This is a genomic window from Neobacillus drentensis, from assembly GCF_021560175.1.
Taxonomy (GTDB): domain Bacteria; phylum Bacillota; class Bacilli; order Bacillales; family Cytobacillaceae; genus Neobacillus; species Neobacillus drentensis_A.
This window is the reverse complement of the sequence record NZ_CP091110.1, coordinates 1,702,878-1,724,767: the sequence shown is the minus strand read 5'-3', so window position 1 is coordinate 1,724,767 and position 21,890 is coordinate 1,702,878. Positions and strand designations below refer to the sequence as shown.

At 38.8% G+C, this 21,890-nt stretch carries 22 protein-coding genes; 6 read left to right on the top strand and 16 right to left on the bottom strand.

All coding sequences use genetic code 11. The features are described from left to right. Window position 1 precedes the first annotated feature (1 nt). The 4 genes from L1999_RS08030 to cyoE all read right to left on the bottom strand — a co-directional run bounded on the left by L1999_RS08030 (window position 2) and on the right by cyoE (window position 4,717). Window positions 2-628 carry a cytochrome (ubi)quinol oxidase subunit III gene (locus L1999_RS08030; protein ID WP_215040665.1) on the bottom strand — a complete coding sequence of 209 codons (627 nt, stop codon included), beginning with the start codon at window positions 626-628 and terminating at the stop codon, window positions 2-4. Further along, the gene (ctaD, locus tag L1999_RS08025) at window positions 628-2,493 is read right to left on the bottom strand and encodes a cytochrome c oxidase subunit I (RefSeq protein ID WP_235743066.1); all 1,866 of its coding nucleotides are present in this window, start codon (window positions 2,491-2,493) and stop codon (window positions 628-630) included. Before ctaD ends, L1999_RS08030 begins: the two co-directional genes overlap by 1 nt. A 31-nt stretch (window positions 2,494-2,524) precedes the next feature. Then, window positions 2,525-3,583, bottom strand: a complete 1,059-nt coding sequence (gene coxB / locus L1999_RS08020; protein ID WP_235743065.1) for a cytochrome c oxidase subunit II — start codon at window positions 3,581-3,583, stop codon at window positions 2,525-2,527. Window positions 3,584-3,778: 195 nt separating this feature from the next. Next, window positions 3,779-4,717 (bottom strand): heme o synthase, encoded by a 939-nt coding sequence (gene cyoE / locus L1999_RS08015; protein WP_235743064.1) that lies wholly within the window; start codon window positions 4,715-4,717, stop codon window positions 3,779-3,781. A 636-nt stretch (window positions 4,718-5,353) separates the two neighbouring features. Between cyoE and L1999_RS08010 the strand changes: the two genes are divergently transcribed. Then, window positions 5,354-6,262, top strand: coding sequence for a COX15/CtaA family protein (locus L1999_RS08010; protein ID WP_235743063.1), 909 nt, complete (start codon window positions 5,354-5,356; stop codon window positions 6,260-6,262). Between the two features lie 142 nt (window positions 6,263-6,404). Here L1999_RS08010 and pyc read toward each other — a convergent pair whose 3' ends face one another. The 3 genes from pyc to L1999_RS07995 form a co-directional block, all read right to left on the bottom strand. After that, complete coding sequence (pyc, locus tag L1999_RS08005; RefSeq protein ID WP_235743062.1) at window positions 6,405-9,848, bottom strand: pyruvate carboxylase; 3,444 nt, start codon at window positions 9,846-9,848, stop codon at window positions 6,405-6,407. Window positions 9,849-9,913: 65 nt separating this feature from the next. Beyond that, window positions 9,914-11,122 (bottom strand): FtsW/RodA/SpoVE family cell cycle protein, encoded by a 1,209-nt coding sequence (locus tag L1999_RS08000; protein ID WP_235743061.1) that lies wholly within the window; start codon window positions 11,120-11,122, stop codon window positions 9,914-9,916. A gap of 187 nt (window positions 11,123-11,309) precedes the next feature. Beyond that, the gene (locus L1999_RS07995) at window positions 11,310-11,591 is read right to left on the bottom strand and encodes an Fpa/YlaN family protein (RefSeq protein ID WP_235744290.1); all 282 of its coding nucleotides are present in this window, start codon (window positions 11,589-11,591) and stop codon (window positions 11,310-11,312) included. 242 nt (window positions 11,592-11,833) lie between these two features. Here L1999_RS07995 and L1999_RS07990 point away from each other — a divergent pair, with 242 nt between their 5' ends. Then, on the top strand, window positions 11,834-12,331 hold the full coding sequence (locus L1999_RS07990) for a peptidyl-prolyl cis-trans isomerase (protein ID WP_235744289.1): 498 nt from the start codon (window positions 11,834-11,836) through the stop codon (window positions 12,329-12,331). Window positions 12,332-12,398: 67 nt separating this feature from the next. On the opposite strand, the gene L1999_RS07985 is transcribed toward L1999_RS07990, so the two are convergent. Then, a complete protein-coding gene (locus L1999_RS07985) occupies window positions 12,399-13,727 on the bottom strand; it encodes a PhoH family protein (RefSeq protein WP_235743060.1) in 1,329 nt (442 codons plus the stop codon). Between the two features lie 210 nt (window positions 13,728-13,937). On the opposite strand from L1999_RS07985, the gene L1999_RS07980 reads away from it, so the two are divergent. Beyond that, window positions 13,938-14,525, top strand: coding sequence for a YhcN/YlaJ family sporulation lipoprotein (locus L1999_RS07980; RefSeq protein WP_235743059.1), 588 nt, complete (start codon window positions 13,938-13,940; stop codon window positions 14,523-14,525). Between the two features lie 46 nt (window positions 14,526-14,571). Here L1999_RS07980 and L1999_RS07975 read toward each other — a convergent pair whose 3' ends face one another. After that, window positions 14,572-15,027, bottom strand: coding sequence for a pyridoxamine 5'-phosphate oxidase family protein (locus L1999_RS07975; RefSeq protein WP_235743058.1), 456 nt, complete (start codon window positions 15,025-15,027; stop codon window positions 14,572-14,574). A 168-nt stretch (window positions 15,028-15,195) separates the two neighbouring features. Between L1999_RS07975 and L1999_RS07970 the strand changes: the two genes are divergently transcribed. After that, the gene (locus L1999_RS07970; RefSeq protein WP_235743057.1) at window positions 15,196-15,396 is read left to right on the top strand and encodes a YlaI family protein; all 201 of its coding nucleotides are present in this window, start codon (window positions 15,196-15,198) and stop codon (window positions 15,394-15,396) included. A 99-nt stretch (window positions 15,397-15,495) separates the two neighbouring features. Here L1999_RS07970 and L1999_RS07965 read toward each other — a convergent pair whose 3' ends face one another. Genes L1999_RS07965 through typA form a run of 3 tightly spaced genes read right to left on the bottom strand, consistent with a single transcriptional unit; the run spans window position 15,496 to window position 17,976 of the window. Next, entirely contained in the window at window positions 15,496-15,786 is a 291-nt protein-coding gene (locus tag L1999_RS07965; protein ID WP_235743056.1) for a hypothetical protein, read from the bottom strand. A 1-nt stretch (window position 15,787) separates the two neighbouring features. Continuing rightward, window positions 15,788-16,117: a YlaH-like family protein gene (locus L1999_RS07960; RefSeq protein ID WP_235743055.1), complete on the bottom strand. Its 330-nt coding sequence runs from the start codon at window positions 16,115-16,117 to the stop codon at window positions 15,788-15,790. A 20-nt stretch (window positions 16,118-16,137) separates the two neighbouring features. Then, window positions 16,138-17,976, bottom strand: a complete 1,839-nt coding sequence (typA, locus tag L1999_RS07955; protein ID WP_235743054.1) for a translational GTPase TypA — start codon at window positions 17,974-17,976, stop codon at window positions 16,138-16,140. A 160-nt stretch (window positions 17,977-18,136) separates the two neighbouring features. On the opposite strand from typA, the gene L1999_RS07950 reads away from it, so the two are divergent. After that, on the top strand, window positions 18,137-18,322 hold the full coding sequence (locus tag L1999_RS07950) for a YlaF family protein (protein WP_235743053.1): 186 nt from the start codon (window positions 18,137-18,139) through the stop codon (window positions 18,320-18,322). A 60-nt stretch (window positions 18,323-18,382) separates the two neighbouring features. Here the strand turns inward: L1999_RS07950 and L1999_RS07945 are convergent, their stop codons facing one another. Both L1999_RS07945 and L1999_RS07940 read right to left on the bottom strand, forming a co-directional pair. After that, complete coding sequence (locus L1999_RS07945) at window positions 18,383-19,180, bottom strand: inositol monophosphatase family protein (protein ID WP_235743052.1); 798 nt, start codon at window positions 19,178-19,180, stop codon at window positions 18,383-18,385. Window positions 19,181-19,438: 258 nt separating this feature from the next. Beyond that, a complete protein-coding gene (locus tag L1999_RS07940) occupies window positions 19,439-19,633 on the bottom strand; it encodes a hypothetical protein (RefSeq protein WP_235743051.1) in 195 nt (64 codons plus the stop codon). 178 nt (window positions 19,634-19,811) lie between these two features. Between L1999_RS07940 and L1999_RS07935 the strand changes: the two genes are divergently transcribed. Beyond that, window positions 19,812-20,444, top strand: a complete 633-nt coding sequence (locus tag L1999_RS07935) for a YktB family protein (protein ID WP_235744288.1) — start codon at window positions 19,812-19,814, stop codon at window positions 20,442-20,444. Between the two features lie 40 nt (window positions 20,445-20,484). On the opposite strand, the gene L1999_RS07930 is transcribed toward L1999_RS07935, so the two are convergent. Further along, window positions 20,485-20,757, bottom strand: a complete 273-nt coding sequence (locus L1999_RS07930; RefSeq protein ID WP_235743050.1) for a UPF0223 family protein — start codon at window positions 20,755-20,757, stop codon at window positions 20,485-20,487. Window positions 20,758-20,796: 39 nt separating this feature from the next. Beyond that, complete coding sequence (locus L1999_RS07925) at window positions 20,797-21,756, bottom strand: NAD(P)H-dependent flavin oxidoreductase (protein ID WP_235743049.1); 960 nt, start codon at window positions 21,754-21,756, stop codon at window positions 20,797-20,799. Window positions 21,757-21,890 lie beyond the last annotated feature (134 nt).

Below are 21,890 nucleotides of genomic sequence, written 5' to 3'. Positions count from 1 at the left end.
TTTATCCCACCATCCCCATTAAATATACTACTGTAAAGATAAATACCCAAACTACGTCAATAAAATGCCAATAAAGGCTGGCAACGTAAAATTTAGGTGCATTGTAAAGACTTAGCCCACGTTTAGAGTTCCGAATCATCAATGTTAGAATCCAACACAAACCAAATGCAACGTGCCCTCCGTGGAAACCAACAAGTGAATAGAAAGCGGAACCGAACGCACTGCTGGTAAATTTATGACCCTCATGGACATAATTTGTAAATTCATAAACCTCACTGCCAAGGAAGCCCAGACCTAATAAAACGGTAACGCCTAACCAAAGCATCATTTTTTTGAAGGCAAAATTTTTCATGTGATACATCGCATACACACTTGTAATCGAACTGGTTAACAACAGCATTGTCGCTATAAATGTGAGCGGTAGTTCAAATAGATCCTTTGCCAACGGCTGGCTTGTATTCGGCACTTTATCCTTTAATGCTAGGTAGGTGGCAAAGAGAGAGGCGAATAAAACGGTCTCTCCCCCTAAGAATAACCAAAAACCAACAAATTTATTTTTTGCCTCAAGGGTCGATCTTTCCGGCTCAGCAGGCCATGTTTCAAACGTCATTTTTTCTTCAGCGTGCATTATGCCTTAGCCCCCTTTTCTTCCTGCAATTCTTCTTTATGAATATGGAATCCGTGATCATCTTTAACCGAACGAGTAAACAATGAACCAAAAGTGATTAGAAGCCCAATAATCATGACTGGTAATGCCCATGACACTTTATCAACATGATACATTGCACCAAATGCGGCAATGAACAAGCCTAATGCAATCACAAATGGGATAAAAGAAGCGTTAGGCATATGAATATCACCAAGCGGCTCAGCCGGTGTCATACCTTTTTTCCCTTCCATTTTTTCAATCCAATAGGCATCTAAACCACGAACTAATGGGAGCTGTTTGAAATTATAAAATGGCGGTGGTGATGGAATTGCCCATTCAAGCGTTCTACCGTCACCCCATGGATCATTACCCACTTTAACATTTTTCACAGAAGTCATTACAACATTAATAAGCATGATGATTACTGCAATTGACATAAATCCAGCTCCAACAGAGCTGATCATATTGGCAGTTTCAAAACCTTGGCCTGGAAGGTATGTGAAGACACGACGTGGCATGCCCCATAAACCTAAGAAATGCTGGATAAAGAAAGTTAAATGGAAGCCAATGAAAAAGAACCAGAATGTGATTTTTCCTAACGTTTCATTTAACATCGTACCAAACATTTTTGGCCACCAAAGATGTATGCCCGCGAAAATACCGAACACTACCCCACCAACAATAACATAGTGGAAGTGAGCAACAACAAAGTAAGTATCATGATATTGGTAGTCTGCTGTAGCAGCGGCGAGCATTACACCTGTAACCCCCCCCATAAGGAAAGTAGGGATAAAGGCAAAAGCCCAGTACATTGGAGTAGTAAATTTAATACTTCCTCCCCACATTGTAAACAACCAGTTAAAAATCTTGATACCCGTCGGTACCCCAATTGCCATTGTTGCCACTGCAAAAATAGCATTGGCAACAGGTCCTAAACCAGTTGTGAACATATGGTGTGCCCACACCATGAAACCTAAGAAACCAATAAGCACAGTCGCAAAAACCATCGATGAATAACCGAAAAGACGTTTTCTTGAGAAAATCGGAAAGATTTCCGAGAAAATACCAAATGCAGGAAGAATTAAGATATACACCTCTGGGTGACCGAAAATCCAGAAAAGATGTTCCCAAATAACGGTATTTCCACCCATTGTTACATCAAAGAAATTACCTCCAAACAGGCGGTCAAACATCATTAAAGTCAAACCAACTGTTAATGGAGGAAATGCGAATAAAATTAAGGCAGAAGCAACAAATGTTGTCCAAGTAAACAATGGCATCCTCATATAGGTCATACCAGGAGCACGCATGTTAATAATGGTAACAAGGAAATTGATACCACCGATTAATGTACCGATACCTGAAATCTGTAGTCCTAGTACATAAAAGTCAACCCCGTGACCTTTAGAATGTAGAGCAAGTGATGCGTATGAGGTCCAGCCCGCATCAGGTGCACCGCCTAGGAACCATGATAGGTTAAGAAAGATTCCTCCGAAGAAGAATAACCAAAATCCTACCGCATTAACAAAAGGAAACGCTACATCACGCGCACCTATTTGTAAAGGCATTACAGCATTCATAAAACCAATTAGCAACGGCATAGCCGCTAAGAAAATCATTGTTGTTCCGTGCATCGTAAGAATTTCATTATATGCACCTGCACTAACAAAATCATTATTAGGTACAGCAAGCTGGATACGGATAAAAACCGCTTCTAGTCCTCCGACTAAGAAGAAAAATCCGCCTGCAATAAAGTATAGGATGGCAATTTTTTTATGGTCGACTGTTGTTAAATAGTCCCATAACGTTGCGCCAAATCCCTTTTTTTGAGCAATGGTACTCACAATTTTACCTCCCTTTCAACCAATTCCCCTATTATTCCTGAACCTTTAAGCCCATTAGATATTCTGCAACGGCATCAATTTGGTCATCAGTCAAGTTTCCGTATTTACCAGTCATCATATTACCTGGTTTATAGGTTTCAGGATTTTTGATCCAGTTCTTTACCTCTTCTTTATTATGGTCAAGTATACCGGCAACTCGAGATCGGTCACCAAAATTTGTTAAGTTAGGTGCAACACGTGCAGTATCTGGCATTTTGTTAGCTGGTGTAACAGCATGACAGCCAATACAGCTTTTATTGAAAATTTCTTGACCTTGAGCTGCTAAATCATTGGTTGCTTTTTGGGGTTCTTTTACATTCTGCATAGCAGTAACCCAAGCATCAAATTTATCACGGCTCATCGCTTTCACTTTAAAGTCCATTAAAGCATGTGAAGGTCCGCAAAGCTCAGCACATTTTCCATAGAAAAGATTACCGGCTTCATTTGCACGTTTATCATCGAATTCCAGCCAAAACTTATTGGCATTATCTGTGTTGGTATCGATTTTGCCGCCAACAGCCGGAATCCAGAACGAGTGTTTAACATCCATAGATTTTAAATTAAAATAAACTTTTTCATCTGTAGGAACCACTAATTCCTGACTTGTTACAATTTTTTGACCAGGATATTCAAAATCCCACCAATATAAATGCGATCGTACATTTACAATAAGTGCTTTTGTATTCTTTTTGTCCATCGGGCTCACATCAGCAAGCTTAAATGTGGACGCAACTGTTGGAACAGCCAAAATGAGTAGTAATAATATCGGAATCGTAGTCCAGATAATTTCTAAACGATGACTTCCTTCAACTTGTTTTGGGATTTTTTCGTCTTTTCTTCTAAAACGGAGAAACACCAAAACAAAGATTACTACTACTACTAGGATTACTCCTACCATGATATAGGTACTTAACTTCATTAAATCATATTCTGTGTCTGCAACTTCTCCAGCTGGATTTAACGCTGATAAATATGGTTTCCCACACCCGGAGAGTACAAGCGCTAAAATCGCAAACAACGAAATCAAACGCCACTTTGCAAGCCTTTTCATAGCTTAATCAATCCCCTCTTTCACTGATAAAATCAAATAAATATTGTTGGTCAAAGAAGTATGTAGGATGGTTCACTCCTTCGTTAGCGACTGACAGTAACAGCTTTAAATCTTAGTATATGTAACCGTCATCAATCATCTAATAGGAAAAGAAAGTAAAGACTTCCAATCTCCCGGAATGAACCTAGGGCAAAACTAAATTAATGTAACTATAACCATCGCCACAAAAATAATCGTTAAATATTGCAAAGAATAGACAAACATTAGTTTCGCCCACTTAATGTCATCTTTGACCTTATATCCATAAATCCCCAATGCCAGCCAGCCTACATTTAGTACGGTAGCTAGAATCAGAAATGGGATTCCTAACTTAGTAAGAAAAAACGGGATTGGCAGAAGTAATGCCACCCAAACCAAAATGTGAATCTTAGTTGTTTTAAAGCCTTTAACCACCGGCAGCATTGGAACTCCCGCGGCTCTATATTCTTTGACTCTTCTCATTGCAAGAGCATAGAAATGAGGTGGCTGCCAGACAAACATTAAAACAAACAATGCCCAAGCCATAATATCTAAATTAGCATCAACTGCTGCCCACCCAATTAACGGTGGTACTGCACCTGAGATGCTTCCAATAATCGTGTTTGATACCAATTGACGCTTGGACCATAGTGTATACAGAAAAACATAACTAAAAACTCCAAGCAGTCCAATTACTGTTGCAGTTACTGTAGTAAAGAATAAACACAGTGTACCCAGTCCAATAAGCAAAATACCAAGAACTAAGACTTTTACAGGCATTATCTTCCCTGTGACAGTAGGTCTTGTTTTCGTTCTCTCCATTAAGTGGTCAATATCCCGGTCAACATAATTATTAATGGCGCATGAACCAGCAATAATGAGGGAAGAACCAACTACTGTAAAAAACATAATATCTAAATTATCTAAGAAACTTTGACCTGAGAAATGAATCGCCAGCCATAGACCAGTAAAAGTGGTAATTAAATTGGAATTAACAATTCCTATTTTAATAAGGGCCATGAAGTCCTTCCAGACGGTCGTTTTTTCGATGGTTCCATGCAGACTTGCAGCACCATTTTCAATGGCTGAATCACCATAAGTCTTAGAGTTGGACATTTCTTTTCCTCCTAATTCTACTAACAAATATTCACCAATTAAGGAACATAAATACCTTCCTGATTTTTTAAATATATAGCACTGATATAAAATTAAAGAAAGGAATCTTTTTACTTCTAGTAAGTTCTATAACATAAAAAGTATTTTCACTTTTAAAATCTTCATTTTCTAAAACACTTTCTCTGTATATTAAATCACACTTTTTGGTATTTTTGTGAACTTTTTTTGAATAATTTTAGACTAAATTGTGACCAAACAAAAGTTAACGTGTAATCTAGACACTTTAAAGCATTTACTCTCTTTTAGTATGAGGCATCTTAAGGAAAGCAGATTAAAACCGTCCGATTTGGTTGTTTTTTGTTCTTTTATTTGGACTATTAGCATTGTTTATACATCAATTTTACTACCTTCAAATTAAGATTCAAGCCTTTTGACTATTTTCACTATAATAATAGTAAAAAATAGTTATTATTCATCTTCCATTTATTATTTAATTATTGTCAGCTAAAATTCTGTTCTTTTTTAACTATTTTCGTTATGATAAATAGGGACTTTTAAATCTAGTTACGTTTTTATTTATTATACTGTCAGGTTTAACCAATGACAAATTATTGAACTTTTTAAGAGGTGAATTTTTTGCGGCGTTCTTTGAAGTGGTTGGCGGTTGCAACTACAATCGTTATGATTTTTATTCTACTTGGCGGTGCTTTGGTTACAAAAACTGGGTCTGGGATGGGGTGTGGAAGATCCTGGCCTTTATGCGAGGGCAAATTTGTTCCCTCGGAAATAACTCCAGAACTAGTGATAGAGCTTGCTCATCGGCTTGTCTCAGGTGTTGGAGGCATAATGGTTCTCGGGCTCTCGGTTTGGTCATGGAAGGCAATTGGCCATATAAGAGAGACTAAATTTCTTTCATTGCTGTCAGTTATCTTTTTACTCTTACAAGGATTAATAGGAGCTGCTGCTGTATTATGGGGGCAATCAGGTTTTGTTCTTGCCTTGCATTTTGGAATTTCCCTTGTTTCCTTTGCTGCAGTATTCTTATTAACTCTGCTTATCTTTGAAGTCGATAAGAAATTTGATGCAGAAAAGGTAATCATCGATAAGAGAATGGGCTTTCATATTGTTGGGGTCTCCATCTACAGTTATCTGGTTATCTATACAGGAGCATTAGTCCGCCATATGAAAGCGAGTCTGGTTTGCCTTGACTGGCCCTTCTGTTCTAATGACAAATTTTCATTACCTTCAGACATATACCAATGGGTGCAGATGGGGCACCGCACTGCAGCAGGGTTAATTTTCATCTGGATTGCTTATATTTTTTACCTTGCCGTACGTCACTATAAAGAGCAGAAGGTGCTTTATTGGGGCTGGATGATTGCATTCATCCTTGTTACCTTACAAGTGATTGCTGGTGCGTTTATCATCTTTAGCCTGTTAAATTTGTATATTGCACTGCTGCATGCTTTTTTTATCACCTGTTTATTTGGGGTGTTAAGTTATTTCCTTCTTTTGTATTCTCGATCACGTCGAAATCAGCATTAAAAAAGTTGCCGGTAGCTCCCGGCAACTTTTTTTAATTTCTTGCTTCGTTAATCTTGAATGTTGATTTCCGCTCCAGGCGGCTTCGCTCCAATCAACATGCTAAAAATCACCAATAGGTTTCAACAAAGCCTATTTCTTTAATTTATGCTTTTGTCAGTTCTAGTAAGAGATCTCCTGTCTGGATAGCATCTCCGCTTTTTACGTAAAGGTCTTTTACAATACCTGAAAATGGCGCTTGTACAGTTGTTTCCATTTTCATCGCTTCTGTGATTAGTAAGTGATCACCACGTTCTACTTTCTCTCCTCGTTCTACTAAAACCTTAATGACGGTGCCCGGCATTGAGGCGGAGAGATGTTCATCGTTTTTCAAATCTCCCTTTAATCTTGATACAACCGTTGCTTTAATACTCTCATCTTTGATCGATACTTCGCGCGGCTGTCCATTTAGTTCAAAATAAACCACCCTTGTCCCGTCGGCCTGGGGCTGACCAATAGAAACTAACTTAACAATAAGGGTCTTACCTTTTTCAATTTCTACCTCGATTTCTTCACCCAGTCTCATCCCATAGAGGAAGGTTGGTGTATCCAACATGGAAATATTCCCAAAACGTTCAATTGCCCTGATATACTCTATAAATACCTTTGGATAGAGGGCATAAGATAAAATTTCAAAATCGGTAACTTGTCTGCCAAGTTCTTCAAACAGCTCTTCCTTAAGCTTTTCAAAATTTACATCCTCAAGCAGTTCACCAGGTCGAACTTCTAATGGCTTCTTTCCTTTTAGGATGACCCTTTGAAGTTCTTCAGGAAACCCACCGTATGGCAGCCCTAAATATCCTTCAAATAATTCAACAACAGAGTCAGGGAAATCAAGACTGTCCCCCTTTAATAGGACATCTTCCTCCGTTATTTCATTTTGCACCATAAATAAGGCCATATCCCCGACAACCTTTGAAGAAGGGGTAACTTTGACAATGTCCCCAAACATTTTATTTACTCGGGAATACATTCCTTTAACATCATCCCATTGATCCCCAAGCCCCACTGCTTTAGCCTGCTGCTGAAGATTACTATATTGTCCGCCCGGCATTTCATGCTGGTACACTTCTGAATGAGGAGACATCATTCCGCTTTCAAAATCATGATACACTTTGCGAACATCCTCCCAGTAATAGGAAAGCTTCTCAAGCGCCTCAATGTTTACTTGCGGTTTTCTCGTATTTCCCTCAAGTGCATAAAATAAGGAGTTAGCACTTGGCTGCGATGTCAATCCAGCCATTGTACTTAGAGCCGTATCGACTATATCGACTCCGCCCTCTATTGCACGTGCATACGTAAAAATGCCATTTCCACTAGTATCGTGGGTATGGAGATGGATTGGAATATCGACAGTTGCTTTTAATTCGGATACTAACCGATACGCTGCCTCCGGCTTTAACAGGCCAGCCATATCTTTTATTGCCAGTATATGTGCACCTTGCTGCTCCAACTCTTTTGCCAATGTTCGGTAATAGTTAAGATTATACTTTACTCTTGTTGGATCCAAGATATCTCCTGTATAACAGATCGCCGCCTCGGCAATTTTTCCGGACTGGCGGACTGCATCAATGGCAACTTCCATCCCCTTCACCCAGTTTAAACTGTCAAAAATCCGGAAGACATCAATGCCTGCTGCAGCGGATTGATTGATAAATTCACGGATTAAATTGTCCGGATAATTCTTATAACCCACTGCATTTGCACCGCGGAACAACATTTGAAAAAGAACATTTGGAATTTTTTCTCGAAGCGTTAATAAGCGGTCCCATGGGTCTTCTTTTAGGAACCTGTAGGCAACATCAAAGGTGGCCCCGCCCCACATCTCAAACGAAAATAAATTCGGTAACAATTTGGCTGTTTCCTCGGCAATATGCACAATATCCGTTGTCCGCATTCTCGTCGCTAATAGGGACTGATGGGCATCACGATAGGTTGTATCTGTTAATAATACTTGCTTTTGATTTTTTATCCATTGGACAAGTCCATCAGGTCCATCTTTATCCAAAATCTGCTTTGTCCCATCTTGATAGGGAACATCAAATTTTAGCGCCGGAATTCTAGGTTGAGTGAAAACAGGTCTTTTCTTTTTTTCAATCCCAGGAAAACCATTTACTGTAACATTTCCAATGTAGCTTAATAATTTAGTTCCTCTATCTTTACTAACTGGAAAAATAAATAATTCTGGTGTTGTATCAATAAACGAGGTATCATATTCACCATTTCTAAACTTCTCATGCTTGACGACATTTTCTAGGAATGGAATATTGGTCTTGATTCCTCTTATCCTAAACTCCTGTAAATTACGAACCATCTTTGCTGCTGCTTGTTCAAACGTTAATGCCCAAGTTGATAGCTTCACAAGCAAAGAATCGTAATAAGGTGTGATTACCGCTCCTTGAAAACCATTCCCCGCATCCAGACGTACGCCAAATCCCCCGCCTGATCGATAAGCCATGATTTTTCCTGTATCAGGCATAAAATTGTTGAGCGGGTCTTCTGTGGTCACCCTCGATTGAATAGCAAAACCATTCAACTTTATTTTCTCTTGTGCAGGAATACCTATAATAGGGCCATGCAGTTCATGCCCTTCAGCTATTAATATTTGTGTTTGAACGATATCAACTCCAGTAACTAATTCCGTTACAGTATGCTCCACTTGTACGCGCGGATTTACCTCAATGAAATAAAAATCATTACCAGAAACAAGAAATTCAACTGTACCTGCATTTAAATATTGTACGTTGCTCATTAATTTTACTGCTGCTTGACAGATCGAGTTCCGCAGATTTTCAGAAATGGATACACTTGGAGCTACCTCCACTACTTTTTGATGCCGTCTTTGAACCGAACAGTCGCGATCGTATAGATGCACCATGTTCCCATGCTGGTCCCCGATGATTTGAACCTCAATATGCTTGGGATTTTCAATGAATTTTTCCACATACACTTCATCATTCCCAAAAGCAGCTTTAGCCTCAGATTTTGCTCGTTCAAAGGCCTCACGCACATCCGCACTGCTTTTAACAATTCTCATCCCGCGTCCGCCTCCGCCTAATGAGGCCTTGATAATAATAGGGAAGCCGTGTGCAGCAGCAAATTCCTCCACTTCACTAATCTCATTGACAGGCCCATTACTGCCTGGAATGACGGGAATATGGGCAAGTTCGGCCTGGGTTCTTGCTTTTACTTTGTCCCCAAACATATCCAAGTGTTTGGAAGCAGGTCCAATAAAAATAATCCCCTCTTCTTCACAGCGTCTAGCAAAATGAATGTTTTCTGACAAGAAGCCATAACCAGGGTGAATCGCATTCACACCGCTTTTCTTAGCAATGTCAATAATCCCATCAATGTCTAAATAGGCATCTATTGGTTTTTTTCCTTCACCTACTATATAGGCCTCATCAGCTTTATAACGATGATAGGAGCCCGAGTCCTCTTTCGAATAAATAGCAACTGTCCGAATATTCAGTTCAGTACAAGCACGAAAAACCCTAATCGCAATCTCTCCACGATTAGCAACCAATATTTTATTAATTTGTCTTGTCACGAAAAGCACCTCGTATTCTATGTATTTTTAAAAACGCAAGGGAACTTAATTCCCCCGCGTTCTCATTAAAGATAATAAACCTTTCCATCCTCAGTCTTAAGCTTTTTGTCAGTTGCATCTTGTTTATTTTTATATTTACTTTCATATTTCACAAACATCGAAACATTTACAAGTATGCCAGTAGCCCCCGCAAGCATTAACAGGGATGACCCGCCATAACTGATAAAAGGAAGCGGTACACCGGTCAGTGGAATAACACCAGATACCCCTGCCAAATTAATAAAAGACTGAATGCCAATCATACTAGAGATACCAAATGCTAATAAACTGCCAAACGGATCTTTGCATTTCATCCCGATATGAATTCCCCGTAAAACAATATAGGAGAGGAGGAGAATAACAAAACCCACACCCCAAATACCTAATTCTTCGGCGATGATCGCCATAATAAAGTCCGTATGGGACTCTGGCAGATACCCTAGTTTTTGTATACTTTTTCCCAAACCGAGTCCATTTACTCCGCCCGAACCAATTGCAATAAATGAATTCGCCAAATGGAAGCCGGCATCCTTTATATATTTTTCATCAAAAGGATTGCCCATAACTTCAAAACGGCTCATTTGTTCCGGTGAAAATAGTTTTCCCCAAGAGACGAGAACAAGCGGCAGGGCAACAATCAGAACCATTAAAGCTAATTTCGAGATGGTTTTTAAATTCATACCAGAGGCAATAATAATGGTACCGGCAATTGCTGCAATAATCACAGCTGTCCCAAAGTCTGGCTGAGCGGCAATCATAGCACAGACAATAAATAGATATACTAAAGGCGGAAGAACCCCCTTATTGAACTGGTTAATATACGGTTGTTTTTTTGCATAAACTGATGCCAAATAAATGATGACACCCAGCTTTACAAATTCAGATGGCTGCAAAAGAAAGGTGCCAATTTGATACCAGCTTTGGGCATTGTTCTTTACTTGTCCAAAAGCAAAAAGGCCTAGTAATGAAACAATTGAGGCAATGACCATTGGTGCCTGAAACCATTTCGTATAATTCATAATTTTATAAGGAACTAATGCTGTTATGAGAAAGATTACAGCAAAGATTAATAAAAATATTTTTTGCCTTTGGTAGAAAAAGTCAGGTTTTACTTGGTACCTTTGGACTGCGTAGGCCATACTTGCACTATAGATCATCACAAGTCCAAACGCACACAAAAGGATTATGGCAATAATCAACGTATAATCATATGATTTTACTATTTTTTTCAGCATTTAAGACGTCCTCATTTTCAAAAATTGATAGAATACCATTCTATTATAATAGAAAATACGTGGCAATACTTGAGGAAATTCACCTTTGTTACAATATTTTAATAATGAATAGCCAAATTATAATTCCTGTTAGGTATAATAAAAAACCCAAACATTACTTTGTATTGTTTGAGTTCTTATTTATGCATTATTTTTTTAAGGACGCATCATGAAGAGCAGACAATTCTCTCTCTAATTGATCTAAAATTGTTTTCCCATCCTTAACATCTATTAAGCCTAATCGTACAGCAAAGTCTATTTCTCGTGAAAGGCCAAACATTTGTGTATCCAATACCTCTTCATAAAGAGGGCATTGAGGCATCGTGAGATTGTCCATTTGCACTTTGATAAGCTTTAATATCTTTTCAGCGTCAGCCTGGAGCAAGGCATAGGCTTTTTCATGGTGATTCACGATCATTTCAGACGCCAACATTGATCCCCCCATTTCAGAGCGATAATTCAACTTATCTATAAATTTTACCGTTTACACCACAAAATTGCAAGAACTATGAAGGATATTCACAAAACGAGTTACTTTTATGACAATAATGCCAAAAAAAGCTATACTAAGAAAGCGGTATTATGATTGATATTCAAATATAAGTTTTTTCGTAAGTGTTAGTGGTTATGGAAAGACAACGCCCAAAAGGCAAGATTTGAGGGGGATGGATGATGGAAAATATTTTAACAATCACAGGGAATGTAAAATTTACAATTACGCTTGATCCCGGAGTTTGGATTTTTGACGACCGCCGGGTTGATTTAACCACTTATTTCTCACAAGTAAAGGAGACTTCCGATTCCGTCGAGGCCTATACAAAAGCAGTTTCTAAACACTGGGACCGTGAAATAATGGAAGGGGCAATATATCCTCCAACATTAAAGACCGAAAAGAAATTTGAAAAAGAAAAGGTATTGACAGGTACCTTCGGAATTCCCTTTAAACCTTTTTTGTTAAATTCGGAGCCGGCGCCTGAAGCGAAAAGCTTGGTCGTCCACACCACAACAGAGGAAATTGAGTTTCCACTGGAAACGGCATATAACCTTATTTTAGGTTACTCAAAAAATGGTAAACCCTTAACTTCTGATGGACCCGTCCATATTTATTATGGTGATGGTTCTAATAAGGATAACCCCTTTACAAATATAACGGGCTTTACGATTAAATAAGCCATTTTGTACTTCCTGCATAAACGGGTGCCAATTGGCACCCGTTTATAATAGGTGCAGCTCTCCCCTAAAGTAAATCAGCTGCCAAGCGCGCCAAGCCTGAGCGTTCCCCTTTTAACAACTTAACGTGTCCGGAAATTTCCTGATCTTTAAACTTCTCTACTACATACGTTAATCCATTGTTATAGGCATCAAGATATGGATGGTCAATTTGTTCTGGATCCCCCATTAACACAATCTTACTGCCCTCTCCTACCCTTGTTAAAATCGTCTTCACTTCATGTTTGGTTAAGTTTTGTGCCTCATCGATAATAATAAACTGCTTTGGCAGGCTTCGACCACGGATATAGGTTAATGCCTCTACCTCAATGGAGCCCATCCCGGCTAGAATTGCATCAAGCTCGCCTGGTTTCTTCGTATTAAATAGATATTCTAAGTTATCGTAAATGGGCTGCATCCAAGGTCTGAGTTTTTCTTGTTTTTCTCCTGGCAAAAATCCAAGATCTTTTCCGACAGGCACAATCGGTCTAGCCACCAAAAGCTTTTTGTATTCTCTAAAATCCTCCGTTTGCATCAAACCTGAGGCAAGTGCAAGCAAGGTTTTCCCTGTCCCAGCTTTGCCAGTTAATGTAACAAGCGGGATATCCTTACGTAACAATAATTCAATCGCCATCGTCTGCTGCACGTTTCGTGAGTGTATTCCCCATACATGCTCTTGATTTAATGTTAACTTTTTTACCTTCTTACTGGTTTTATCAACCATTCCGATAGCTGAAGCAGAACTGCCTAGAATATCCTTCATGATTAGGAATTGATTCGGATAGAACGGGTGGTTAGCTACTTCAGAAAGTGATAACTCGCCTTTTTCATAAAAGCGGCCTAATAATTCAATCGGAAGCTGTAATTCAAAAAAGCCTGTATAAATATGTTCCACTTCAACCACTCGGTCATTTAAAAAGTCCTCTGCCGTTAGCCCAATCGCATCTGCTTTTACTCGTACTAATGCATCCTTGCTAACGATTATTACTGGCTTGCCATTTTCCTTTGCTTGTTCCTCTAAGTATAAATTCTTTGCCACCGCCAGAATCCGATTATCATTTGTTTTTTCAACAAATATATCTTGTAGTTCGTGAAAGGACCGGTGGTTTAACTCGATCCTAATGGTTCCCCCATTCTCAAGAGGAATTTTTTCATAAAGTTTTCCTGCTGCCCTTAAACCATCAATTAACCGCGATACCTGCCGGGCATTTCTGCCAACTTCATCCATATATCTTTTCTTTGAGTCCACTTCTTCAAGGACTACTGCGGGAATCACGACTTCATTATCTTCAAACGAATAAATGGAATACGGGTCTTGGAGCAAGACATTTGTATCTAACACGTATATTTTACTCAAAGCAACGCCTCCTGGTTCACTGGTGTATGGCTTGTTAAATTAGTTTCAACAACCCTTTGCTAGATTGGACTTTGGTAAAATATATGTTTATTGGAATAAAGATAGAAGAAGTTCCGCACAATAATTGTTATTAGGACCATATAACTTGTATGAGAGTCTACTGTTCAAGCCCATTTAACCATTAATTAGTCATCTTGGAGGTGGAGCATATTGAAGAAAAATCTTTTAATAACAGCCATCAGTATACTTTTAACAGGCTGCAGCATTGCGGACCATAAGGAGAATGCCAATAGCGGTAATCAACTAGTGAACGTTAAGAACAGTTATATTAATCACGTAGACCGGAAATCCGGGCAGGAAATTTCCAAACGTCTCGTTGAGCTTGCAACTAGTATTCCAAACGTGTCGGATGCAACGGCAGTAGTTTTAGGGAAATATGCCATTGTTGGAATTGATGTCGATGCGAAGATTGATCGTTCACAGGTTGGATCCATTAAGTATTCTGTTGCAGAAAGTTTAAGAAAGGATCCATATGGAGCCAAAGCGATTGTTGTGGCAGATGCCGACACCAATCAGCGTTTACGGGAAATACAAGCCGATATTAAAAAAGGCAGGCCCATACGAGGGATTATGGAGGAACTGGCCGATGTCGCAGGTCGATTAATACCTGAAGTACCTGGCGATTTAATCACACCAAGTCCGAAAAACGCAACTGAAAAACCGGACCGAAAGCTTAAAGGTAAGGAAGAAAAGAAACTCAATGAAGAACAAGAGGACCAATCCAATCACTACAAGTAAAACATGCGGCATTTCCCCATCATATATAAAAAAAGCTTAGTTTTCACTAAGCTTTTTTCATTGCATCCATGACTTGCTTATCAAGCCTTTCAGCCGCTTTCTTATCATAGGTTTTATCATACTGAACTTCTGTCACAATTTTTGATCCATAAAACATAACATCTCTCACTTCATTAATTACAACTTCTACCATTGCCAATTTCAATGGAACATCTGGTAATCGTTCTTCTTTAACACGCGCTTGCCCCTGAATCGAGTATGTAGATTCATTTGCAATTAAGTTAATCACTACTTGATTATTTTTATTGATATTTTCTAAAATCCTAGAACGATTATCAACCGCAAAATAGATGGTTCCTTCGTCTTTAGCCAGCACCCAGGATATTGCACTCACATTCGGACCGCCCGTTTCATAATCAATCGTAGCCAAAGTGACGAACCGCTCTTTTTGCAGTTCATCAAATAATGGCTGAATTAGCTTTGGTTCTACTTGATTTGCCATATTACACAACCCCTTTAATTATTCCTATACAAAACAGATATTCTCATATTACTACTATCCCTATTTTCCATCAACTCTAACCAATTGATTTACCAGTAGTTGTATTGTCATGGTATACTATAATACAAACATTCTGTTATCCGAAAGAAGAATGAAAGAGGTGCTTGAATGAGAGTCAAATGTGTGATTTGCGATAAGATTGAACCTATAGACGATGAATCCTTAATTGCTAAACGACTTCGGAATCGTCCCATTCATACATATATGTGTAATGACTGCAGTGTTAGAATTGCTGAAAAAACAAATGCGCGAAGGGATTCAGGTAATTTCCACTTATACCGTCCCAAATCTGATAAGGATGAATGGTGAGTATTAATTAGTGAATCAAATAAAAAACGCTTGTATTTCAACGTATACAAGCGTTTTTTTGTTGAATTTTTTCAGCTGCAGCTCTACAGTTCTGCAGCTTTATTCATTCGGATAGTCCTTATACTTTTCGGGCTCTTGATTAATTTGGTTGATCATGATTTCAATTAATTCGCGGGGATAACGACCCTTTTTCGTTTCCTCTCCCTGTTGATACGAAATATAATACATCAGATCATCTTTTGTTATTTCGATAGTGGAGACAGAATGCTGTGAAGTGAGCATTTCCTCAAAGAAATCCCGTGTTTCAATCGCTGCTCTGTCATCAGGGCGGGCATCACAAACCACTTTTATCGTGAGCCAATTATAAAGTGCATCCTGTAAGGATTGCATTCTATTCCCCCCCTGCTGCTTCACTATTCGCCTGTTTTTTCGATTGATGGAGACGGATTTTATAAATGATTAATAATACCGCCGCGACACCTAAACCTTCCGCAATTGGTAATGCGTAAGAGAAAAACAGCAACATTAAGCATCCAATACATAGGCTGAAATAGATTACAATATTCTTGCCAAGAGGCAGCTTTTTTGCAAAACCTAAACGATAAACAATGACTGATAAAATAACAATAAAGATATATTGTAAAATAACACCAGTTTCAATATCGTTCGTAAGTTCAATAAAAAATCTTAAACTGGGAGAGAAAGATCTTAATTCTTCCACGGGTTTGCACCTCTCAATTGTTAACTCAATTCAGCAATTTTTTTCTTTTTAGCCATTCTTTCACGTTCATTTTTGTCAAGGATTTTCTTTCTTAAACGAATAGACTCAGGTGTAACTTCACAATATTCGTCGTCATTTAAGTATTCTAATGATTCTTCTAATGTCATAATCCTAGGTTTTTTAATGACAGACGTTTGATCTTTGTTTGCAGAACGAATGTTAGTTGCATGCTTTACCTTTGTGATATTAACGGTAATATCGTTTTCACGAGTGTGCTCCCCAACGATCATCCCTTCATAAATATCAGTACCAGGTTCAACGAAGATCGTACCACGGTCCTCAACCTGCATAATTCCATAAGTAGAAGCTTTTCCTGATTCCATTGAAACAAGAACACCTTGACGTCTTCCGCCGACTTGTCCTTGAAGCATAGGCTGGTAACTGTCAAACGTGTGATTAATAATTCCATAACCGCGAGTCATCGTTAAAAATTCTGTTGTATAACCAATTAAACCTCGAGCAGGCACATTAAAGATTAAGCGTACTTGACCTGAGCCATTATTAATCATATCAAGCATTTCACCTTTGCGGGCTCCAATTGATTCCATCACGGCACCTGTATGCTCTTCAGGAACATCAATTTGAACACGTTCTACAGGCTCACAACGAACCCCATCAATTTCTTTTACAATTACTTCTGGTTTAGAAACTTGAAGTTCATAGCCTTCACGACGCATATTTTCGATTAAAATCGATAAATGGAGCTCACCACGACCAGAAACAATCCAAGCATCTGGTGAATCTGTATTATCTACGCGTAAGCTGACATCTGTCTGCAACTGAGAACGAAGTCTTTCTTCAATCTTTCTTGAAGTCAAATACTTACCTTCTCTACCAGCAAATGGACTGTTATTGACTACAAATGTCATTTGCAAAGTAGGTTCATCAATTCGTAAGATTGGCAGTGCTTCTTGATGTTCAACAGGACAAACCGTTTCACCGACATTAATGTCCTCCATACCAGAAACGGCAATCAGGTCTCCAGCTTTTGCTTCTTCAATTTCTTGACGCTTTAAGCCAAAGAATCCGAAGATTTTGGTAACACGGAACTGCTTAACAGAACCATCAAGCTTCATTAGAGCTACCTGCTGTCCAACCTTCATTGTACCGCGGAATACACGCCCGATTCCAATCCGGCCTACATAATCATTATAATCAAGCAATGCTACTTGAAATTGAAGGGGCTCATCACTATTATCAACTGGTGCCGGGATATGTTCTACAATCATGTCATATAATGACTTCATGTTTTCGTCTTGTTTCTCAGGATCAGTACTTGCCGTACCATTGATCGCAGAGGCAAAAACAACTGGGAACTCAAGCTGGTCTTCATTCGCCCCAAGCTCAATAAATAAATCTAGTACTTCATCAATTACTTCTAATGGACGGGCAAAATCACGGTCAATTTTATTGACAACAACAATTGGAGTTAAGTTTTGTTCTAATGCCTTCTTTAAGACAAAACGTGTTTGCGGCATACAGCCTTCATAGGCATCAACAACAAGAAGTACTCCATCAACCATCTTCATGATCCGTTCTACTTCGCCGCCAAAGTCAGCATGGCCTGGCGTATCCAAGATGTTGATACGAGTATCTTTATATTGGATCGCTGTATTTTTTGCAAGGATCGTAATTCCGCGTTCTCTTTCTAAATCATTAGAATCCATTGCACGTTCTTCTACATGCTCATTGGAACGAAATGTTCCAGATTGTTTTAGCAGTTGGTCCACCAACGTTGTTTTACCATGGTCAACGTGGGCAATAATCGCTATATTACGTATATCATTTCTTATATTCAAAAAATTCCACTCCTACCTTTATTCTAGAAATTGTTTTTAATTATAGTTTTTCATATACAACTAAAACATTATACCACAAATAAAGTGGAAACTTGAAATGATTTTATGTAATATAGAAATAAAAAGTAAAAACGCAGATAAACAGAAGGGGAATGTGCTGATGAACAATGTGAAATGGCCTTTACTTATTTATGCAATCCTTGCAGCGGTTAGTATTGTCGGAATTGGTATATCAATTAGTGAACACAGTGTAATAGGGGGCGTAGGCTGTATTGCGGCTGTGATTGTTATTATGGGGATGGGGTTTAAAACAAAAAGAAAAATGCGGCAGAATGGAGAATTATAAAAGAAGCTCGGCGGACCCGGGCTTCTTTTTTGTTAATCACTAAGCAGGCATCAATCCTTTCTACCATTGTCCACTTTTTAAATAATCCTTTAAAATGGTCTGGTGAAGCCCTGGTTTTGCTGCAAACAAGGAATCTCTTGAAAGAAAATTAAGTTTTTCACCTCGTAAATTGGTCACCACTCCGCCAAGTTCTTCAATAATAACTGCACCTGCAGCAAAATCCCATGGTGCAAGCCTCATTGAAAAATAGGCGTCTACCCTGCCCGCTGCTAAAAATACCATTTCAAGAGCAGCTGTTCCATATGATCTCGTCCCCCGAGCATCTCTGACCAAGGGAATCATTAAATTGTGATCAATTCTTTTATTTTCAATAACCCAGGTGGCATTAATAGCAAGAATGGATTCCTTAATAGTTGCTTCTTTAAGCTTCGGTAGAGGATTTCCATTTATGTAAGCACCTTTTCCCCGAAATGCGTGGTACAGCTCATCATGGACTACATCATAAATGAGGCCAATTTTACCTACTCCATCTTCATAGATCCCGATAGAAATGGCAAAATTCCTTTGTTGGTGTATAAAATTCATCGTTCCGTCAATTGGGTCAATTAACCAAACAATTCCCCCAAGGTCTTGAAGTTCATCTCCAAAACCCTCTTCCCCCATAATCTTATGTTCAGGATAAACCGCTCTTATATGTTGGATAAAAAACTGTTCAATCTCTTTATCAATGTTTGTAACTAAATCATTGGGATTTGATTTCGTTTCAATATTTAACTTGGACTTAAAGGATAACCGGATTTTTTCGCCTGCTTCTTTAACCCATTTTTTTGCGTTGGCATCTATGGTTTCCCAATTCATAGCGTTCCTCCATTCGTGCATTTATTTCAATGTATGTAGTATGATGCACCTTTTATGATTTGATGTACTTCTAGCTTAATCAAATTGAGCTTTAACAGCAACTTTTAACCAGCATTTAAAGATCGTTCAACTCATCACACATAAGGGCACAATAATAAACGAACTCCCCTTATTCCCATTTGGAGTTCGTTCAAAACAAGCGATCTATTATCTCTCCATGGTTCATTCCCTCTGTATACTCCTTACGATATAAATCGATCAAAAAGCCTTTAAGCGTAACAATTCCATGCGGATTTTATCTAATTTTTGCTTACATTCTTTCATTTTCTTTTCATTCTTCTCTTCAATTGCCTCGAATAATGTGGCCAATTCATAATCCATTTCTAATCTTAATACGGCTGTTCTTTCCTTTTCACTCGCTTTTTTTAGAGATGTATTCATTAGCTGCTTCATTACTCCTTCCCCCTTCCATTTTGTTTACTAACTTTTCTGATTTTTTGTTTTAATGTATACTATGAGCCACCTTGATATGTTGCAACAAATATGTGCATTAACCCATACGAGCAACAAACTTCTTCGTTTTTCTTTCTTATGCTACAATGATGGACAAACAATTGTTGGAGGTAACAAAATGGACTTTGGCGGCTTTACAACTGAGGATTTTAATGTATTTCTAATAGATGGATTGGAACCACGTATGGAGGCTTTAAAAAACACGGTACGCCCGAAACTAGAACAATTAGGGGAATATTTTGCACCAACGCTATCTTCTTTAACGGGAGATGAAATGTTCATCCATGTGGCCAAACATGCTCGTCGTACGATTAATCCGCCAAAGGATACATGGGTAGCTTTTGCCAATAATCCACGCGGCTATAAAATGCTCCCACATTTCCAAATTGGATTATGGAATACACATTTATTTATTTGGTTTGCTGTCATTTATGAGGCACCACAAAAAGAAGTAATGGGTGAGCGCTTCATCAAAAAAGCTGGAAAAATTCATAGGGAAATACCCAAAGAGTTTTCGTGGTCTTTAGACCATACCAAGCCAGATACAATTAAACATCAGCAATTAACTAAAGCGGATTTACTTGCTCAATTCGAGCGATTGAAGACCATTAAAAAGGCTGAATTATTATGTGGTTATACAATTGAACGGGAAAAAGTGATCGAATTAGGGGCTGAGGGTTTATTAACACAAATTGACGAAGTGTTTACCAGAGTTGCACCACTATATAAAATTGCTCAAAATATGAATTAAAGAAGAAAACTCCCGACGATAATGACGGGAGTTTTCTTCTTTATTTCATGATAATTTTATCTCCAGTAGAGGCCTCTTTTGCTTTTTTTATAGTCCGATAAGAAGAATACCCACTTATTTCTTCAAATTCTCCACAAAGCGTTTTTTCCTCTGCTTTGCTCGGAACAATCTCTTTGAACCGACGATAGGCCATCATGACCTCTTCTCGTTCAATCCCTTTTTCATATGCCCTCTCAATGGATTCAAAAAATTTAATCACATCGACAATTTCTTCCGTCGACCATCTGTAATCAATGGGGTATTGATATTCCATACATTCACCTGCTTTACTATGCTATTGTGTATGATACCTCTATTCTCCCCATTTTGCACGAATTTGCTCGGCCTCATTTACCATTCGGGTAAAGAGCTCAGCGACAGTCGGTACATCTTTTATGAGACCCATAACCTGCCCTGCCCAGGCAAAGCCCCCTGCCGTTTCTCCTTCGTATATGTACCGTTTATTCGCAATTCCACTAATAAAGTCTTTGAGCTGTTGATAATCACCATGATTCTTCTCAATCTCTAAGATTCTTTCTGTCCAATTGTTTGCAATGGCTCTACCAGGTGCTCCCAGGGTTCGTTTTATGACGACGGTATCACATTCGGTTCCTTCTACTAACGCTCGTTTATAGACCTCATGTGCGTGTACACAATCCTTTGTTGCGATAAATCTAGTCCCCATTTCAATCCCTTCTGCCCCTAAACTTAAAGCAGCCATTAATCCCCTTCCATCCCCTATTCCTCCCGAAGCAATCACAGGGATCGAGACAGCATCTACTACTTGTGGTATTAAAACAAACGTACCGGTATCGTCCCTGCCCAGATGTCCACCGCCTTCCTGACCAACAACCATAACCGCATCGGCTCCCAGCTCCTCGGCCTTTATTGCCTGTCTCCTTGCAGCTACGAGTACAAGGGTTTTACTATCTGTCCCCTTTAATTGTTCAAAGATAGGTGTTGGATTTCCGCCCGTCATGGAAACAACTGGCACCTTTTCATCGATGGCAACTTGCAGATAATCTGAAAATGGTCTCCCTTGCTGACCAATGGCAAAATTCACCCCAAATGGCTTATCCGTTAATTGCTTAACTTTTCGAATCTCAGCTCTCAGCAATTCAGGTGTGGCAAGTGACATCGCAGTAATTTGACCAAGCCCCCCTGCGTTTGATACAGCAGCAGCTAAATCTGAATAAGCTAAGTATGCCAATCCCCCTTGGATAATCGGAAACTGAATGTTTAATAGGTCAGTAATACGTGTATGCCATTTCAATAAAAATCCCTCCTTCACGTTTATTAAATGTTAATTCGTCTTTACGGGTTAATTTTCCTTTCTGTAAGGGAAACTAACGGTAGTCAAAATTTATCAGTAAAGTTAAATTTATTTCCTTTAAAATACAAAGGAAT

Excerpts from the sequence above, each read along its gene's own strand:
- L1999_RS07935 (WP_235744288.1), top strand. The coding sequence starts at position 19,812 with ATGGACTTTGGCGGCTTTACAACTGAGGATTTTAATGTATTTCTAATA.
- L1999_RS07950 (WP_235743053.1), top strand. The coding sequence starts at position 18,137 with ATGAACAATGTGAAATGGCCTTTACTTATTTATGCAATCCTTGCAGCG.
- L1999_RS07965 (WP_235743056.1), bottom strand. The coding sequence starts at position 15,786 with ATGCAATCCTTACAGGATGCACTTTATAATTGGCTCACGATAAAAGTG.
- L1999_RS07975 (WP_235743058.1), bottom strand. The coding sequence starts at position 15,027 with ATGGCAAATCAAGTAGAACCAAAGCTAATTCAGCCATTATTTGATGAA.
- L1999_RS07930 (WP_235743050.1), bottom strand. The coding sequence starts at position 20,757 with ATGGAATATCAATACCCCATTGATTACAGATGGTCGACGGAAGAAATT.
- L1999_RS07990 (WP_235744289.1), top strand. The coding sequence starts at position 11,834 with ATGGAAAATATTTTAACAATCACAGGGAATGTAAAATTTACAATTACG.
- cyoE (WP_235743064.1), bottom strand. The coding sequence starts at position 4,717 with ATGTCCAACTCTAAGACTTATGGTGATTCAGCCATTGAAAATGGTGCT.
- L1999_RS07970 (WP_235743057.1), top strand. The coding sequence starts at position 15,196 with ATGAGAGTCAAATGTGTGATTTGCGATAAGATTGAACCTATAGACGAT.
- coxB (WP_235743065.1), bottom strand. The coding sequence starts at position 3,583 with ATGAAAAGGCTTGCAAAGTGGCGTTTGATTTCGTTGTTTGCGATTTTA.
- L1999_RS08000 (WP_235743061.1), bottom strand. The coding sequence starts at position 11,122 with ATGCTGAAAAAAATAGTAAAATCATATGATTATACGTTGATTATTGCC.
- L1999_RS07940 (WP_235743051.1), bottom strand. The coding sequence starts at position 19,633 with ATGAAGCAGCTAATGAATACATCTCTAAAAAAAGCGAGTGAAAAGGAA.
- L1999_RS07945 (WP_235743052.1), bottom strand. The coding sequence starts at position 19,180 with ATGAATTGGGAAACCATAGATGCCAACGCAAAAAAATGGGTTAAAGAA.
- L1999_RS08030 (WP_215040665.1), bottom strand. The coding sequence starts at position 628 with ATGCACGCTGAAGAAAAAATGACGTTTGAAACATGGCCTGCTGAGCCG.